The sequence below is a fragment of the Pantoea sp. S61 genome (assembly GCF_016625145.1).
In the GTDB taxonomy this organism is placed as follows: Bacteria; Pseudomonadota; Gammaproteobacteria; order Enterobacterales; family Enterobacteriaceae; genus Pantoea; species Pantoea rwandensis_B.
In genome coordinates this window covers 1-13,524 of sequence record NZ_JACVUO010000005.1, presented here as the reverse complement: position 1 = coordinate 13,524, position 13,524 = coordinate 1, and the positions used below count along the sequence as shown (strand labels likewise).

The window sequence follows — 13,524 nt, the reverse complement described above, 5'->3', positions numbered from 1 at the left end:
TCGCCCATGGCAATAAAAAAGAGGCAGTCAGATTCAATCAATATCCCTCTGTCTGCCTCTGCAATAACGGATACGTCATCTCATTCGGAGACGATTAATACCGATGATAGCTACGCTGCGCCTGGTTCACCTTATACAGATAGCGACGTGACTCGCCCGATGGGTGGTTGGTGGTCAGCGTCTGATACACTTCATTCGGCGACATGCCGTTAATCAGCGAGAAGGCGCGATCTTTATCGCTGGAGAACACGCGCAGTACGCTACCCGCGCCGCCGTTGTAGGCGGTGATCACCGCGTAACGGCGTGACACTGGATCCTGAATTCCGCCTAAATAGCTCTTCTGCAGCAGTGACAGATAGGCCGTGCCCGCATCGATGTTATTGGCCGGATCGAGCAGATAGCTGCGGCTTGGTTTACCCCATTTGCCCTTCATGCGGAACACGTCCACGCCAGCGGTGTGCTGAACCACCTGCATCAAGCCGAGCGCATCAGAGTTACTGACCGCATAAGGGTTGAAGCTCGATTCTGTCTGCATAATCGCCAGAATCAGGGATGCATCTACGCCGTACTCTTCAGCGGCTTTACGCACCAGCGGCAGATATTTATGCGCACGTTTGTCGAGGTGGTTCGGTACCATCGGAATGGTCACCGACCAGATAACGTGCAGACCGGAAGTGCGTTTTTGCAGTTTGTTCTGAATCAGATAATCGGCAAAGCTGGCGGCGCGGCCCTGCCAGCGGATCGGCTGACCGGTGTTATCCAGTACCTGGCCGTAAAGCAGCGGCTCTTTGCTGATCTGAATATCGTTGGCATCGGAGTAGAGATCGACATTACCGGGATCGTCACCAATCAGCAGCGTGGTGATGATCGCCTGACGCAGGCTGGCCATCGGATCGGTGCCGGCAATGGTCTCAATGGTGATGCTACCGCTGTCGAAGTTGATGTGACTGCGGGTGTAATAGCTGTCGCTATATTTGACGTAATCTTTCGGTCCGGCGATCAGGACCTCGTTGATTCCCCAAATATTTTCAATGTTGGCGGCGAACTGCCCCATCAGGATGTCGAAACCGTTGGTGTCCTTGACCCACTCTTCGTGATACTGCGATTTTTTTTGTCCGGAGCAGGAAACCAAAAGTGGGGCAATCACTAACAGCGCTATCAGTTTTTTATTCATTGTAAATGCGTGCCTGATTCGAAAAAGAGGGCCTCAAAGGAAGGCCCTGAACGATTATTTTTCTGGCGGGGTGAAGCCTTCGATGTGCACATCTTTGCCTTCGAACAGGAAATTGATCATCTCCTTTTCCAGCACTTTGCGATCTTCCGGATTCATCATGTTGAGCTTCTTCTCGTTGATCAACATGGTCTGCTTGGACATCCACTGCTGCCAGGCTTCTTTGGAAATATCATTGTAGATGCGTTTACCGATCTCACCTGGATAGAGCTGGAAATCCTGCCCTTCAGCGTCGCGTTGCAGAAACGTACAAAAAATGGTGCGGCTCATTACTCTTCCTCTTGGATCACGCGCGTGTGCAGTGCCAGTTGCTGGGGATGGCGCAATTCGTGCAGCAAACGCTCAACGGGCGCTGCCAAACCCACTGACGGTGGTTGCGCTAAGTTATACCAGAGACCGCTCGCTTCATCCATCAGCGACCCGGCAGAAGGCCACGCCAGCCACATAGGCACAATGTCTAAGTGGAAATGGCTGAAGGTATGACGAAACGCCGTTAGCTGCTGCGGTTTAGCGTGAATGCCGCGTTCGGCCAGCCAGTCAGTTAGCGCTTGCTCACTAGTGAACTGCGGGAAACAGAACAGGCCGCCCCATAATCCCACTGGCGGACGTTGCTCCAGAAACACGTCGTCGCCGTGCTGCATCATCAGGAACCAGCCGGTGCGCTCGGGAATCGTTACTTTGGGCTTCTTACCTGGATACTCCGCCCAACTATTGTTGGCATACGCTACGCAGCCGTTGCTGACCGGGCAAATCTCACATTTGGGACGTGAGCGAGTACACACTAACGCACCGAGATCCATCATCGCCTGATTAAACTGGCTAACGCCTTCGGCAGGCGTCACTTCTTCACTGATCTGCCATAGACGTTTCTCAACGTCTTTTTTGCCCGGCCAACCGCCGACGGCATAACAACGTGCCAGCACGCGCTTGACGTTGCCATCGAGAATCGGGAAGTGGAGGCCCAGCGACAGGGACAGCACGGCACCCGCCGTGGAGCGCCCAACGCCGGGCAGCGCGGCTACGTCATCGAAATTGCGCGGGAACTCGCCACCGTGCTTATCGACCACCTGTTTTGCCGCTTTATGCAAATTGCGCGCACGGGCGTAATAGCCGAGGCCGGTCCACAGATGCAGTACTTCGTCCAGCGGTGCAGCGGCCAGATCGGCAATCGTCGGGAAGCGCGCCATAAAGCGTTCAAAGTAAGGGATAACGGTGGCAACTTGCGTCTGCTGCAGCATCACTTCAGAGAGCCACACTTTATAAGGTGTCTTCTCCTGCTGCCACGGCAGGGTTTTGCGGCCGAAGCGCTGATACCACTCCAGCACCTGTTGCGCGAACTGCGGCGCTTGCATCATTTGAGGAAATATTCCGTGTTTGCTCTACAATCAGGCAGGAATTCCAGCACAGAGACATCGGGGTGTAAACCGGAAGATTGCAAAGGCTTGCTTCTGCTATCTAACTTTGCATAATGCCCGTTTCCCAGAAAAGGCTAACCAGCAGGCTTCAACATGATTAATGACGTCATCACCCCGGAATTTGATGAGAACGGGCGGCCATTACGCCGTATCCGCAGTTTTGTGCGCCGCCAGGGGCGCTTAACGAAAGGACAGCAGCTCGCGCTCGATAATTACTGGCCGGAGATGGGCGTCGAGTTCCAGCAGGAGCCGCTGGATTTAGCTGCACTGTTTGGTCGCGAAGCGCCAGTGGTGCTGGAAATCGGTTTTGGTATGGGCGCCTCACTGGTGACTATGGCGCAAAACAATCCCCATCAGAACTTCCTTGGACTTGAAGTCCATGCTCCGGGCGTGGGCGCTTGCCTGGCTTCGGCAAAAGAAGCTGGCGTGGAAAACCTGCGCGTGATGTGTCACGACGCAGTGGAAGTGCTGCAGCAGATGATTCCGGATAACTCACTGCGCATGGTTCAACTGTTCTTCCCGGATCCATGGCATAAAGCGCGCCACAATAAACGTCGCATTGTGCAGGTACCTTTTGCCGAGTTGGTGATGCGTAAGCTGAAACTGGGCGGCGTGTTCCATATGGCCACCGACTGGGAAGATTACGCGACGCACATGCTGGAAATCATGAGCAGCGTGGATGGGTATAAAAACCTGTCAGAAGCTAACGATTACGTGCCGCGTCCGGAAACGCGCCCGTTAACGAAATTTGAGCAGCGCGGGCAGCGACTGGGCCACGGCGTTTGGGATCTGATGTTTGAGAGGATTAAATAATGGCCGTACAGCGTAGCCGTCGTTTACGTAAAAAACTGCATATCGATGAGTTTCAGGAGTTAGGTTTCTCTGTTGCCTGGCGTTTTGCCGAAGGCACCACCGAGGAGCAAATTGATGCCACGCTGGATCAGTTTATTACTGAAGTGATTGATCCGAATGGCCTGGCGTATGACGGCAGCGGTTATCTGGTGTGGGAAGGCCTGGTTTGCCTGCAGGAAACCGGTAAGTGCACTGATGAGCACCGTGAGCTGGTGCGTAAATGGCTGGAGAAACGCGAGCTGTCAGATGTTCAGGTGACTGAACTCTTTGACGTCTGGTGGGACTAACTATTTTACCAGCCTGAGAGATCGCTTCAGGCTAGCTCACTTGCGCTTTGGGCGCCGGGCAGTGCTTGCACAAGTTGCGATAGCAATCTGAACGCCCACAGGGCGGCCCCTAAAGGGGCGAGCGTCGCGAGTCATTCTTATGTACTCCGATGCGCGCCAGTTGCTGTGCGCTGACCGTTTTCCAATTCGCTGCGCCGCTTGTGCCTGACCTGTTCTTACAGCAAGGCGTGGGCGGCTTTTCATTTTAGGGAGATTTCATGGTTCGTAAGGCGCTTCTTACCGCACTGCTGCTGGCTGCTGCATCACAGGCCCAGGCTGATTATCAGTGCAGTGTTAATCCTCAGGATGACGTGATCATCAAACCGCAGAGTGTGCAGGTGGTGGGCACTAACGGTAATCTTGAAATCTCACCGCAGGGCGATGTGACCTTTAACGGGCAGAAAGCCAACGTGGATAACGCCACGCGTCAGAAGGCCATCGACTATCAGAATGCGTTACGCCGTGATTTGCCGTGGGTTGATAACGGTGCATCAACGCGTCTGGAGCGCAGCCGCGTAGCGCTGGATAAAGTGATTGTGGAAAAGCTCGGTGCCAACAGCAACGTGCGCAATCGTCTGACCAAACTGGATGGACAGCTAAAGCAGCAGATGAACCGTATCATTGAGCATCGCCCGGATGGTTTGACCTTCCACCATCAGGCGATTGATCAGGTGCGCGCCGATGGCGAAAAGCTGGTGCAGAGCACGCTGGGCGGCATTATGCAGGACAGCCTGAACGAGATGGGCAGCAGCCAGGCCGCGAGCGGCAGCAATCCACTGCAGGCGATTATGGGCAACCTTGGCGGTCTGCAGCAGGCGGTTCAGGCGGAATGGAATAAGCAGGAACAGGACTTCCAGAATTTCGGTCATGAGGTGTGTAATCGCGTGACGGATCTGGAAGCACAGCGTAAAGGTTTGGTGCAGAACGTTAAGTAAGTTGTGTCGCGGCCTTCGAAAAGGCCTCGTCATGTGGACAGCGAATGTCTTCGGGAACGGGGTCACTTCAGCAGGTGCGCCGCTGTGCACAGGCGGCTTAGCCGCTTTGATGGCCTGGTTGCGAAGCCGTTTTAAATTAGCCGCCGCCTTGAATGCCAGGGGGGACTGGTAAGCCGTTTCGAATTAGCCGCCGCCTTGAATGTCAGGGGAGACGGGTAAGCCGTTTAGAATTAGCCGCCGCCTTGAATGTCAGGGGAGACGGCTAAGCCTTTTTGAACACTAAGGGTGTCTCAACATAGGGGCGGCTCAGCGCAGCTTCGTACTAAGGTCTAAGCGTATGGGCTTTGGCCTACATAAACAGTTCAAGCAGCGAATTCAGGAACAACTTCCCTTTCTCGGTTATCTGCCACTGCTCTGTGGTTTCCACCACGTAACCCGCTTTGATCGCTTCATCCATCTGCGCACGGATCACTTGCTCATCCAACCCGGTATAGCGGCTAAAATCTGCACGCGGTGCGGCTTCCAGCAGACGGAAGCGGTTCATAAAGAACTCAAACGGCTTATCATCGTTCTCCACGTTGTGCTGCTTGTCGAGATACTTACCTTGCATAAAGCCGCGCGGATGACGGGTTTTCACCGTACGCACAATTCTGCCATCCGGTTGCGTCAGTTTGCCGTGGGCACCACAGCCGATGCCAAGGTAATCACCAAAGCGCCAGTAGTTGAGGTTGTGTTCGCAGCGATAACCCGGCTTGGCATAGGCTGAAGTCTCGTACTGCTGATAACCAGCGGCACTTAGCAATTCATGGCCTTGCTCATAGATATCCCACAGCGCATCGTCATCCGGCAATACCGGCGGACGCGAGCTGAACATCGTATTCGGTTCGATGGTTAGCTGATACCACGACAGGTGCGGCGGATTCAGCGCAATCGCCTGACGCAAATCGTCCAGTGCCTCTTCCAGTGACTGATCGGGCAAACCGTGCATCAGATCGAGGTTAAAGCTGCGCAGGCCAAGACCGGCGGCGAGATGGGCGGCACGTACCGCTTCATCAGGGCCGTGAATGCGCCCTAAGCGCTCCAGCTTCTGCGGGCTAAAACTCTGCACGCCAATCGAAATACGGTTAATACCGGCTTTCTGGTAGCCGCTGAAGCGATCCGCTTCCACGGTGCCCGGATTGGCTTCCATGGTGACCTCTGCATCGGCCGCCAGCGGCAGGCGCGCGCGCACGCCATCCATCAACATTTGCATGGCGTTGCTGCTGAGCAGGCTCGGTGTGCCGCCGCCAATGAAGATGGTGCGCACTTCACGGCCAGCGGTAAGCGGCAGGTCCTGTTCAAGATCGCTGAGCAGGTGCTGCACATACTCGATGTGCGGCACCTCGCCTTTTAACGCGTGAGAGTTGAAATCACAGTACGGGCACTTCTGTACACACCACGGAATGTGGATGTACAGGCTTAACGGAGGTAACTCAGGCATCGCGCATCGCATCCAGTAACAGCGTCAATGCTTTGCAACGGTGAGAAACAGCACGCTTTTCATCTTTACTCAGCTCTGCTGCGGTTTTGCCTAGTTCAGGAACATAGAAAATCGGGTCGTAACCAAAGCCGCCTTCACCTGCGGCTGCACGGGTAATTTCACCCGCCCAACTGCCGTGGAACACCAACGGTGTGGGATCTTCAGCATGACGCACATAAACCAGCACACAGTGGAACTGCGCCTGACGTTGCCCCTCCGGCACATTTTCTAATGCAACCAGCAGCTTATCGAGATTTTGCTGATCGCTGGCGTCTTCACCGGCATAGCGCGCAGAGTAGATGCCTGGCGCGCCGCCGAGCGCATCTACCGCCAGACCAGAGTCATCGGCAATCGCTGGTAAGCCAGTGATCTGCGCCGCATGACGCGCCTTAAGAAGGGCATTTTCAATAAAGGTCAGGCCGGTTTCTTCCGCTGACTCAACGCCCAGCTCGGTTTGTGCCACGATATCGAGGTCGAAGGCCGCTAACAAATCGGCCAGTTCACGAACTTTGCCCGGATTACCGGTGGCGAGTACGACTTTTTGCATAACAGTTCCAGATTAACGAATTACAGCAAATACCAGAGGCCTGGGAACAGGTCCATGCCGAGGAAATTCAGCGCGTACAGCACCAGAATCACAATCATGGCAGAGAAATCGATGCCGCCCATCGCAGGCAGAATACGGCGAATCGGTGCCATCAGCGGTTCAGTCAGCTGAATCAACACGTAATCAATCGGGCCACGTCCCTGGCTGATCCAGCTCATCAGTGAACGAATGATAATCACCCAGAACACCAGATAACCGGCGGATTTCACCAGTGACAGCAGGCCGACCAACAGATTGGTGGGATCCACGGAGAATACGCCAACCTGAATTAACAGTAGCACCGGATATTTCAGGGTGGTCAGTACAAAGGCCAACACCAGCGAGGCCGTGTCAATCGGGCCTATTGCTGGCAGCACGCGACGCAGCGGTTTGATAATCGGCTGTGTAATCTTCACCACAAACTGTGACAGCGGGTTATAGAAATCACAGCGTGACCACTGCATCCAGATGCGCAGCAGCAATACCATCACGTACAGGTCGATCAGCGTTTTGACTAAAAACGTCATTGTTAACATGAGGTTCCTCAATTATTGTTGTGAAGGTCGCGCATAATCTCGCGCGCCAAATACGGCGGTGCCAATACGCACCATGGTGCTGCCTGCGGCGATTGCCGCATCCATGTCGTCGCTCATTCCCAGAGAAAGCGTATCGACGTCAGGGTAATTCTGTTGCAGGGCGCGAAACGCGTCAGCCATCTGCTGGCATACCGCGAACTGTCGATCGTAATCAGGCTCCGGTGCCGGGATCGCCATCAATCCGCGCAAGCGCAGATGTGGTAATGCGGCTATCTGTGCCGCCAGCGCCGGAATCGCCTCCAGCATGATGCCAGATTTGCTGTTCTCGTCACTGATATTTACCTGAATTAACACGTTAAGCGGTGCTAACGCTGCCGGACGCTGATCGTTCAGACGTTGTGCGATGCGTTCACGATCCACGGTGTGACACCAGGAAAAATTCTCCGCTACCAGTCGGCTTTTATTGGATTGTAGCGGCCCGATAAAATGCCACTGCAGATCAGGATGTGCGGCCAGCTCAGCCACCTTTTCAACCCCTTCCTGTACGTAATTTTCACCGAATGCCTGCTGACCCGCAGCAATCGCTTCTGCGACTGCGCTCGCAGGTTTGGTTTTGCTCACTGCAAGCAGGGTAATTTCTTCTGGCGCGCGGCCGCAGCGTGCAGCGGCAGTGGCGATACGCTCACGCACTTGCTGTAGGTTGTGCTCAATGGAAGTCATAGTCAGGAGAAGTTAAATGGATTTGGATGAAGTTGTGGCCCTTAGTGTAAAGCATAACGCCGCCGATCTGCACCTTTGCAGCGGACATTTACCGCACTGGCGACGGCAGGGCGTGCTGGAGCCGATCCCTCATCAAACCGCATTGGATGGTGACTGGCTGGAAACCTTCTTGCAACAGTGGCTCAGCGGCGTGCAGCAGGATGAGCTGGAAGCGAGCGGGCACGTTGATTTTGCCATCACCCTGGAAAGCGGCGTGCGTTTGCGTGCCAACCTGTTTATGCAGCGCCACGGTTTATCGCTGGCGCTGCGCTTGATTGCCAGCCAGGCACCCAACATCAACCAGTTGCAACTGCCCGATGTGGCACAGCAATTGTTGCAGCAGGAAGAGGGGCTGATCTTAATCACGGGTGCCACCGGCAGCGGTAAATCCACCACGCTGGCGGCGATGGTGGACAGCCTCAATCGCGAACAGGCACGCCACATTATTACGCTGGAAGATCCGATTGAGTTTGTGCATCACAGCCAGCGCTCGTTGATACAGCAGCGGGAAGTAGGTACACACACGGCGTCATTCCAGCAAGGATTGAAAGCGGCGCTGCGCGAAGACCCGGATGTGATTCTGCTGGGTGAGCTACGGGACAGCGAGACCATTCGGCTGGCGCTGACGGCGGCAGAGACCGGGCATCTGGTACTGGCAACGCTGCACACGCGCGGTGCCACGCAAGCGGTGGATCGGCTGGTGGATGTGTTTCCAGCCGAGGAAAAAAACCTGGTGCGCACCCAGCTGGCGGGCAGTTTGAAAGCGGTGCTGGCGCAGCGTTTGGTGCCGGCAAAAAATGGCGGTCGGATTGGTTTGTTCGAGGTGCTGGTGGCCACGCCTGCGGTGGTCAATTTAATCCGCGAGGGCAAGATGCATCAATTGCCTGGCGTGCTGCAAACCGGCGCGCAGGCAGGGATGCAGACGTTCGCGCAGAGCGAACAGGCACGTCAACAGGCGGGATTGATTTGAGTGTGTGCGAGTCGATTCAAAAGGGCGGGCATAATTTGCCAGGTGCGCATTCACGCGCACCTGGATTTTATTCAATGCGTGTCGAACCAATCTTCCAGAATGATCACCGCCGATTGTGAATCGACCTGACCTTTCTGCAATGCACGGAAGCCACCGCGTTCGAACAGGTCGGCGCGCGCTTCCACGGTGCTTAACCGCTCATCCTGCAACTCAACGCGCACGCCAAATCGGCCATGAATGCGATTGGCGAACTTGCGTGCGCGTTCGGTTAACGGCTGCTCGGTGCCGTCCATGTTCAACGGCAAGCCCACCACCACGTAATCAGGCTGCCACTCTTTCAGTAGCTTCTCAATCAGCTTCCAGTCTGGCGTGCCGTCTTGCGCTTTAAGCGCGGTCAGAGCGCGTGCGGTGCCGGTCAGCTGCTGGCCAACAGCCACGCCGATGCTTTTGGTGCCGAAATCGAAGCCCAGTAAAGTTTCACTGGCCATCAGGCGTGCCCTGCGTCGCTGGTCATATTATGAATATCAATGCCCATGCTGCGCGCAGCTTCGCGCCAGCGTTCGGCGATTGGCGTCTGGAACAGAATATTGCTGTTCGCCGGGGTGGTCAGCCAGGCATTTTCCAACAGCTCGTTCTCCAGCTGATCTTTCTCCCATGCGCAGTAACCTAACGCTACCAGCACGTTATCAGGCTGTTCTGCGGTGCCGATCGCTTCCAGCACATCCCGTGAAGTGGTGATCACGGTGTTATCAGAGATACGGATACTGGAAGAGTAAATTTTCTGGGCCGAGTGCAGGATAAAGCCGCGATCTTCCGCCAGCGGGCCGCCAGCGAACACCGGCTTGTCCAGCTTAATGGCAGGGTCACGTTCTGTTGGGCTGATTTTAAGTTTCTTCAGAATGCCTTCGACCGTCAGGTTTTCCATCGGCTTATTCACGATCAAGCCCATGGCGCCATCTTCATTGTGCTCGCAGATATACACCACCGAGCGTTTGAACAGCGGGTCCTGCAGCGACGGCATCGCAATCAAAAAATGGTGCTGTAAATTCATTCTCACTCGTATACCAAAAATAACCGGCGCGGCCGCAGCCACGTCGGTTTTGGGTTCTCACGGCGCTTACACGCCGTTGACATCAGCCCAGGCGTTTCTCAATGGCATCCATCAGCATGCCGGTGATCGAGATCGGGAATGCAGCCTCGATTTCACGCACGCAGGTTGGGCTGGTTACGTTAACTTCGGTGAGTTTATCACCAATGATGTCCAGACCGACAAAAATCAGCCCTTTAGCTTTCAGCGTTGGACCCACGCGACGGGCGATTTCCCAGTCGCTATCACTCAACGGGCGTGCTTCACCGCGGCCACCCGCTGCAAGGTTACCACGGGTTTCGCCACCCTGTGGGATACGCGCCAGGCAGTAAGGCACCGGCTCACCATCCACCACCAGCACGCGTTTATCGCCATCTTTAATCGCTGGCAGATAGTTTTGCGCCATGCAGAAGTTCTGGCCGTGGTTGGTCAGGGTTTCGGTGATGACGCCAAAGTTCGGGTCGTCCTGCTTCACGCGGAAGATCGAGGCACCGCCCATACCGTCCAGCGGCTTCAGGATCACATCACCGTGCTCCTGCCAGAAGGCACGCAACTGCTCTTTGTTGCGGGTCACCAGCGTATCTGGCGTCAGGTCGGCGAACCACGCGGTGTAAAGCTTCTCGTTACAGTCACGCAGGCTCTGCGGTTTGTTGACGATCAATGTGCCTTGCTCTTCTGCACGTTCCAGCAGGTAGGTGGCATAGATGAATTCGGTATCGAACGGCGGATCTTTACGCATCAGCACTACGTTGAGATCGGCCAGCGGGATCACCTGCTCACTGCCTAACTCATACCATTTGTCGTAGTTTTGCTCCACGCTCAGCAGGCGCGTGCGGGCGTAGGTCACGCCACCGCGCAGGGAGAGATCGCCCATCTCCATGTAATGAATTTCGTAACCACGGCGCTGTGCTTCCAGCAACATGGCGAAGCTGGTGTCTTTTTTAATGTTGATGGACGAAATTGGGTCCATAACGATGCCAAGCTTAATCATTATTCTCTCCTCAAAGGGGGATTTCTTGCCCCGTTCCGTGACAGCGCTGCGGCTTTTCACGTGCGTAGTTTTACAACCCGAAAGTATCCCTTAACCGAGGTCACCAAACCTCACCTGAAGTGCCGTAATGGCCGTGAGCGCAGTGGTTTCTGTGCGCAGCACGCGTGGGCCTAACAAAATATCGGTGAAACCCTGCTGCGCCGTCATGGCAATTTCGTCCGCTGAGAGACCACCTTCCGGACCAATTAGCAGGCGAACACGTTCAACCGGCTGCGGCAGGGTGTTAATACTGTGGCTGGCACGTGGATGCAGATTGAGCTTTAAGCCACTCTCCTGCTCAGCACACCAGGCTTCCAGCGTCATCGCTTCACGGATTTCCGGCACACGATTACGGCCGCACTGTTCGCAGGCGGCAATCGCAATTTTTTGCCATTGCTGAATCTTTTTCGCCAGTCTTTCAGCATCCAGCTTTACGCCGCAGCGCTCCGAAAACAAGGGTGTAATCACGTTCACGCCGAGTTCGATCGATTTCTGGATGGTGAATTCCATTTTTTCGCCGCGCGACATCACCTGCCCAAGATGGAGATGGAGCGGAGATTCACGGTCATCAGGCTGACTGGCAAGGACCCTTACTTTTACACGCTTTTTATCAGCCTGGGTGATTTCGGCGTTAAAAGTCAGATTACTGCCATCAAACAGCTCAATTTGTTGACCGGCGGTCATGCGCAGCACGCGCCCGACGTGGTTAGCGGCATCTTCATCGAGGAAGACTTCACTGTTAACTTCAAGAGGTTCGGGATGATAAATGCGAGGTATGCGCATGCGGTTCCTGCCAGCGTTATGCCGTGTCATCGGACACGGCCCAATCGGAAAAAAGCTAGTGTAGGGTAGCGCTTTTAGCGCTGGCAAGCCTGTTGTACATAGGGATTGTGATTTCCCTGCACCTGCGCGATGCGGTTGTCGCGTTCGCACTCCCATTGGCTTACCGGATATTGCTTGTTCCAGGCGGTAAACAACTGGGTCTGCTGGCGTGACAGACGCAGCTGATATTGGTCACGCATGTAGAAGTAGGTGCGGGCGATGGCGCCGCGTGCGCGCTCGGGTGGCTGCGCCAGCTTCTGCTTGAAATCGACTTTCATTGCGCACTGACCATATTGCGCGTCGCCGCCGTTCCACTGACTGTACTGGAAATTATTGCGATCGCCATTCACTTCACCAATCGCTGGCTGCAGATTATGCAGGTCGCTTTCAATGCGGCGGTAATCGGCATCTTTACTGCAGTTTTTACGACCGCCGTTTTGCCAGCATTGGCGCTGATGGCCGAACTCCCATGCCGGCATCACATGTTCCCATTCAATACGTTCGGCGCGATTGGCATTTTTACGGACGCTGTAGCCGCAGCTACTGAGATCGGGCACGCCTTTCTTGCCGTGCCAGCTGATTTTGCAACCGCAGTAAAATTCTGCCGGAGCATCGGCATTGATCTGCGCGGCGACCACTTTGGCCTGCTGGAAGTTATTTTGATTGTAGTGGGTAATGCTGAGGCTGAAGGCGCTAATGGGGGCAACTAATAAGGAGAGTAACAACAGCGTTTTGCGAGACATATTCCAAAAATTACCTGATGCGTAAAAAGGCGGCAGGGTAGCAGAATGGCGCAGTATGGGATATCAGATAAACGGATTAACCTGCTGAAAATTCACCAGGTTGCAGCAGAGTTCCGCATTGCACGCAGCGGTATTCACTTTCACCCCGTAACACGCGGTTGTGACGGCGCACGGTGAGCTGGTGCTGCTGACAGCGGCAGCGATAGGGGAAGGTGTTGCTGCGCACCGAAGCGATTTCGAACTGATGGGTACGACGCGCGGGAACGCCGAGCACGCTCTCCATCATCCACTTCCACTCTTTGCCGTGCGGCGGCACGCGACCAAAGGTTTTCCATACCAGCAGGTGCGCCAGCTCGTGCGGCACCACCTCATCCACAAAGGCCTGCTGATTCTCCAGCAATAGCACCGGGTTGATGCGAATCTCCCATTTCTCCAGCCAGGCCGTACCGGCAGCGGTACCGCGCTGCTGATACACCAGCTTCGGCTCGTCATAGTGACGCTCCAGCTTTTCATTGGCGAGCTGCAAATGGTGACGCAACGAGCGCATCACGGCTTGTTGCAGGGCAATGGGCAGGCGAGGTGTTTTCATGCCGGGCAGGATAACCTGGTACGCACAAATGCGCACCTGACGAAACGCACAAAAAAAGGGCCGCCAATCGGCATAATGCTTGTCAGTTAAGATCTTAATGGAGGCCGCAACGGATAACGTTGCG

The 13,524-nt window shown here is 55.1% G+C and carries 17 protein-coding genes; 4 read left to right on the top strand and 13 right to left on the bottom strand.

What is annotated here, in order from left to right; translation table 11 throughout:
* Positions 1 to 94 precede the first annotated feature (94 nt).
* Genes mltC through mutY form a run of 3 tightly spaced genes read right to left on the bottom strand, consistent with a single transcriptional unit; the run spans position 95 to position 2,586 of the window.
* On the bottom strand, positions 95 to 1,174 hold the full coding sequence (gene mltC, locus IAE30_RS11975; RefSeq protein WP_038644890.1) for a membrane-bound lytic murein transglycosylase MltC: 1,080 nt from the start codon (positions 1,172 to 1,174) through the stop codon (positions 95 to 97).
* Positions 1,175 to 1,228: 54 nt separating this feature from the next.
* On the bottom strand, positions 1,229 to 1,501 hold the full coding sequence (locus tag IAE30_RS11970) for an oxidative damage protection protein (protein WP_038644892.1): 273 nt from the start codon (positions 1,499 to 1,501) through the stop codon (positions 1,229 to 1,231).
* Positions 1,501 to 2,586, bottom strand: coding sequence for an A/G-specific adenine glycosylase (gene mutY, locus IAE30_RS11965; RefSeq protein WP_200679773.1), 1,086 nt, complete (start codon positions 2,584 to 2,586; stop codon positions 1,501 to 1,503). Before mutY ends, IAE30_RS11970 begins: the two co-directional genes overlap by 1 nt.
* Before the next feature lie 153 nt (positions 2,587 to 2,739).
* Between mutY and trmB the strand changes: the two genes are divergently transcribed.
* The 3 genes from trmB to IAE30_RS11950 all read left to right on the top strand — a co-directional run bounded on the left by trmB (position 2,740) and on the right by IAE30_RS11950 (position 4,759).
* Positions 2,740 to 3,459, top strand: a complete 720-nt coding sequence (gene trmB, locus IAE30_RS11960; RefSeq protein ID WP_038644896.1) for a tRNA (guanosine(46)-N7)-methyltransferase TrmB — start codon at positions 2,740 to 2,742, stop codon at positions 3,457 to 3,459.
* Positions 3,459 to 3,785, top strand: a complete 327-nt coding sequence (locus tag IAE30_RS11955; RefSeq protein WP_034823275.1) for a YggL family protein — start codon at positions 3,459 to 3,461, stop codon at positions 3,783 to 3,785. Before trmB ends, IAE30_RS11955 begins: the two co-directional genes overlap by 1 nt.
* A gap of 257 nt (positions 3,786 to 4,042) precedes the next feature.
* A complete protein-coding gene (locus IAE30_RS11950) occupies positions 4,043 to 4,759 on the top strand; it encodes a DUF2884 domain-containing protein (RefSeq protein WP_045814705.1) in 717 nt (238 codons plus the stop codon).
* A gap of 349 nt (positions 4,760 to 5,108) precedes the next feature.
* Here IAE30_RS11950 and hemW read toward each other — a convergent pair whose 3' ends face one another.
* From hemW to IAE30_RS11930, 4 genes are read right to left on the bottom strand one after another with little or no spacing between them, the layout of a single operon-like run.
* Positions 5,109 to 6,239, bottom strand: a complete 1,131-nt coding sequence (hemW, locus tag IAE30_RS11945; protein WP_200536728.1) for a radical SAM family heme chaperone HemW — start codon at positions 6,237 to 6,239, stop codon at positions 5,109 to 5,111.
* A complete protein-coding gene (locus IAE30_RS11940; RefSeq protein ID WP_200679771.1) occupies positions 6,232 to 6,825 on the bottom strand; it encodes an XTP/dITP diphosphatase in 594 nt (197 codons plus the stop codon). The genes hemW and IAE30_RS11940 overlap by 8 nt, the downstream gene beginning before the upstream one ends.
* Positions 6,826 to 6,845: 20 nt before the next feature.
* Positions 6,846 to 7,400 (bottom strand): YggT family protein, encoded by a 555-nt coding sequence (locus IAE30_RS11935; protein WP_034823271.1) that lies wholly within the window; start codon positions 7,398 to 7,400, stop codon positions 6,846 to 6,848.
* 12 nt (positions 7,401 to 7,412) lie between these two features.
* Complete coding sequence (locus tag IAE30_RS11930; RefSeq protein ID WP_200536729.1) at positions 7,413 to 8,120, bottom strand: YggS family pyridoxal phosphate-dependent enzyme; 708 nt, start codon at positions 8,118 to 8,120, stop codon at positions 7,413 to 7,415.
* A 16-nt stretch (positions 8,121 to 8,136) separates the two neighbouring features.
* Between IAE30_RS11930 and IAE30_RS11925 the strand changes: the two genes are divergently transcribed.
* Complete coding sequence (locus tag IAE30_RS11925; protein WP_038644906.1) at positions 8,137 to 9,129, top strand: type IV pilus twitching motility protein PilT; 993 nt, start codon at positions 8,137 to 8,139, stop codon at positions 9,127 to 9,129.
* Positions 9,130 to 9,200: 71 nt separating this feature from the next.
* On the opposite strand, the gene ruvX is transcribed toward IAE30_RS11925, so the two are convergent.
* The 6 genes from ruvX to IAE30_RS11895 form a co-directional block, all read right to left on the bottom strand.
* A complete protein-coding gene (gene ruvX / locus IAE30_RS11920; protein ID WP_038644908.1) occupies positions 9,201 to 9,617 on the bottom strand; it encodes a Holliday junction resolvase RuvX in 417 nt (138 codons plus the stop codon).
* Positions 9,617 to 10,180, bottom strand: coding sequence for a YqgE/AlgH family protein (locus IAE30_RS11915; RefSeq protein ID WP_038644910.1), 564 nt, complete (start codon positions 10,178 to 10,180; stop codon positions 9,617 to 9,619). The genes ruvX and IAE30_RS11915 overlap by 1 nt, the downstream gene beginning before the upstream one ends.
* Positions 10,181 to 10,262: 82 nt before the next feature.
* Entirely contained in the window at positions 10,263 to 11,207 is a 945-nt protein-coding gene (gene gshB, locus IAE30_RS11910) for a glutathione synthase (RefSeq protein WP_038644912.1), read from the bottom strand.
* Positions 11,208 to 11,297: 90 nt separating this feature from the next.
* Positions 11,298 to 12,029, bottom strand: coding sequence for a 16S rRNA (uracil(1498)-N(3))-methyltransferase (rsmE, locus tag IAE30_RS11905; RefSeq protein ID WP_038644914.1), 732 nt, complete (start codon positions 12,027 to 12,029; stop codon positions 11,298 to 11,300).
* Between the two features lie 74 nt (positions 12,030 to 12,103).
* Positions 12,104 to 12,811, bottom strand: coding sequence for a deoxyribonuclease I (gene endA / locus IAE30_RS11900; RefSeq protein ID WP_034823262.1), 708 nt, complete (start codon positions 12,809 to 12,811; stop codon positions 12,104 to 12,106).
* Positions 12,812 to 12,887: 76 nt separating this feature from the next.
* Complete coding sequence (locus IAE30_RS11895) at positions 12,888 to 13,400, bottom strand: SprT family zinc-dependent metalloprotease (RefSeq protein WP_045831736.1); 513 nt, start codon at positions 13,398 to 13,400, stop codon at positions 12,888 to 12,890.
* Positions 13,401 to 13,524: the final 124 nt, after the last annotated feature.

Excerpts from the sequence above, each read along its gene's own strand:
- IAE30_RS11940 (WP_200679771.1), bottom strand. The coding sequence starts at position 6,825 with ATGCAAAAAGTCGTACTCGCCACCGGTAATCCGGGCAAAGTTCGTGAA.
- hemW (WP_200536728.1), bottom strand. The coding sequence starts at position 6,239 with ATGCCTGAGTTACCTCCGTTAAGCCTGTACATCCACATTCCGTGGTGT.
- IAE30_RS11930 (WP_200536729.1), bottom strand. The coding sequence starts at position 8,120 with ATGACTTCCATTGAGCACAACCTACAGCAAGTGCGTGAGCGTATCGCC.
- IAE30_RS11935 (WP_034823271.1), bottom strand. The coding sequence starts at position 7,400 with ATGTTAACAATGACGTTTTTAGTCAAAACGCTGATCGACCTGTACGTG.
- rsmE (WP_038644914.1), bottom strand. The coding sequence starts at position 12,029 with ATGCGCATACCTCGCATTTATCATCCCGAACCTCTTGAAGTTAACAGT.
- mutY (WP_200679773.1), bottom strand. The coding sequence starts at position 2,586 with ATGATGCAAGCGCCGCAGTTCGCGCAACAGGTGCTGGAGTGGTATCAG.
- mltC (WP_038644890.1), bottom strand. The coding sequence starts at position 1,174 with ATGAATAAAAAACTGATAGCGCTGTTAGTGATTGCCCCACTTTTGGTT.
- endA (WP_034823262.1), bottom strand. The coding sequence starts at position 12,811 with ATGTCTCGCAAAACGCTGTTGTTACTCTCCTTATTAGTTGCCCCCATT.
- trmB (WP_038644896.1), top strand. The coding sequence starts at position 2,740 with ATGATTAATGACGTCATCACCCCGGAATTTGATGAGAACGGGCGGCCA.
- IAE30_RS11955 (WP_034823275.1), top strand. The coding sequence starts at position 3,459 with ATGGCCGTACAGCGTAGCCGTCGTTTACGTAAAAAACTGCATATCGAT.
- IAE30_RS11950 (WP_045814705.1), top strand. The coding sequence starts at position 4,043 with ATGGTTCGTAAGGCGCTTCTTACCGCACTGCTGCTGGCTGCTGCATCA.
- IAE30_RS11915 (WP_038644910.1), bottom strand. The coding sequence starts at position 10,180 with ATGAATTTACAGCACCATTTTTTGATTGCGATGCCGTCGCTGCAGGAC.
- gshB (WP_038644912.1), bottom strand. The coding sequence starts at position 11,207 with ATGATTAAGCTTGGCATCGTTATGGACCCAATTTCGTCCATCAACATT.
- IAE30_RS11925 (WP_038644906.1), top strand. The coding sequence starts at position 8,137 with ATGGATTTGGATGAAGTTGTGGCCCTTAGTGTAAAGCATAACGCCGCC.
- ruvX (WP_038644908.1), bottom strand. The coding sequence starts at position 9,617 with ATGGCCAGTGAAACTTTACTGGGCTTCGATTTCGGCACCAAAAGCATC.
- IAE30_RS11895 (WP_045831736.1), bottom strand. The coding sequence starts at position 13,400 with ATGAAAACACCTCGCCTGCCCATTGCCCTGCAACAAGCCGTGATGCGC.
- IAE30_RS11970 (WP_038644892.1), bottom strand. The coding sequence starts at position 1,501 with ATGAGCCGCACCATTTTTTGTACGTTTCTGCAACGCGACGCTGAAGGG.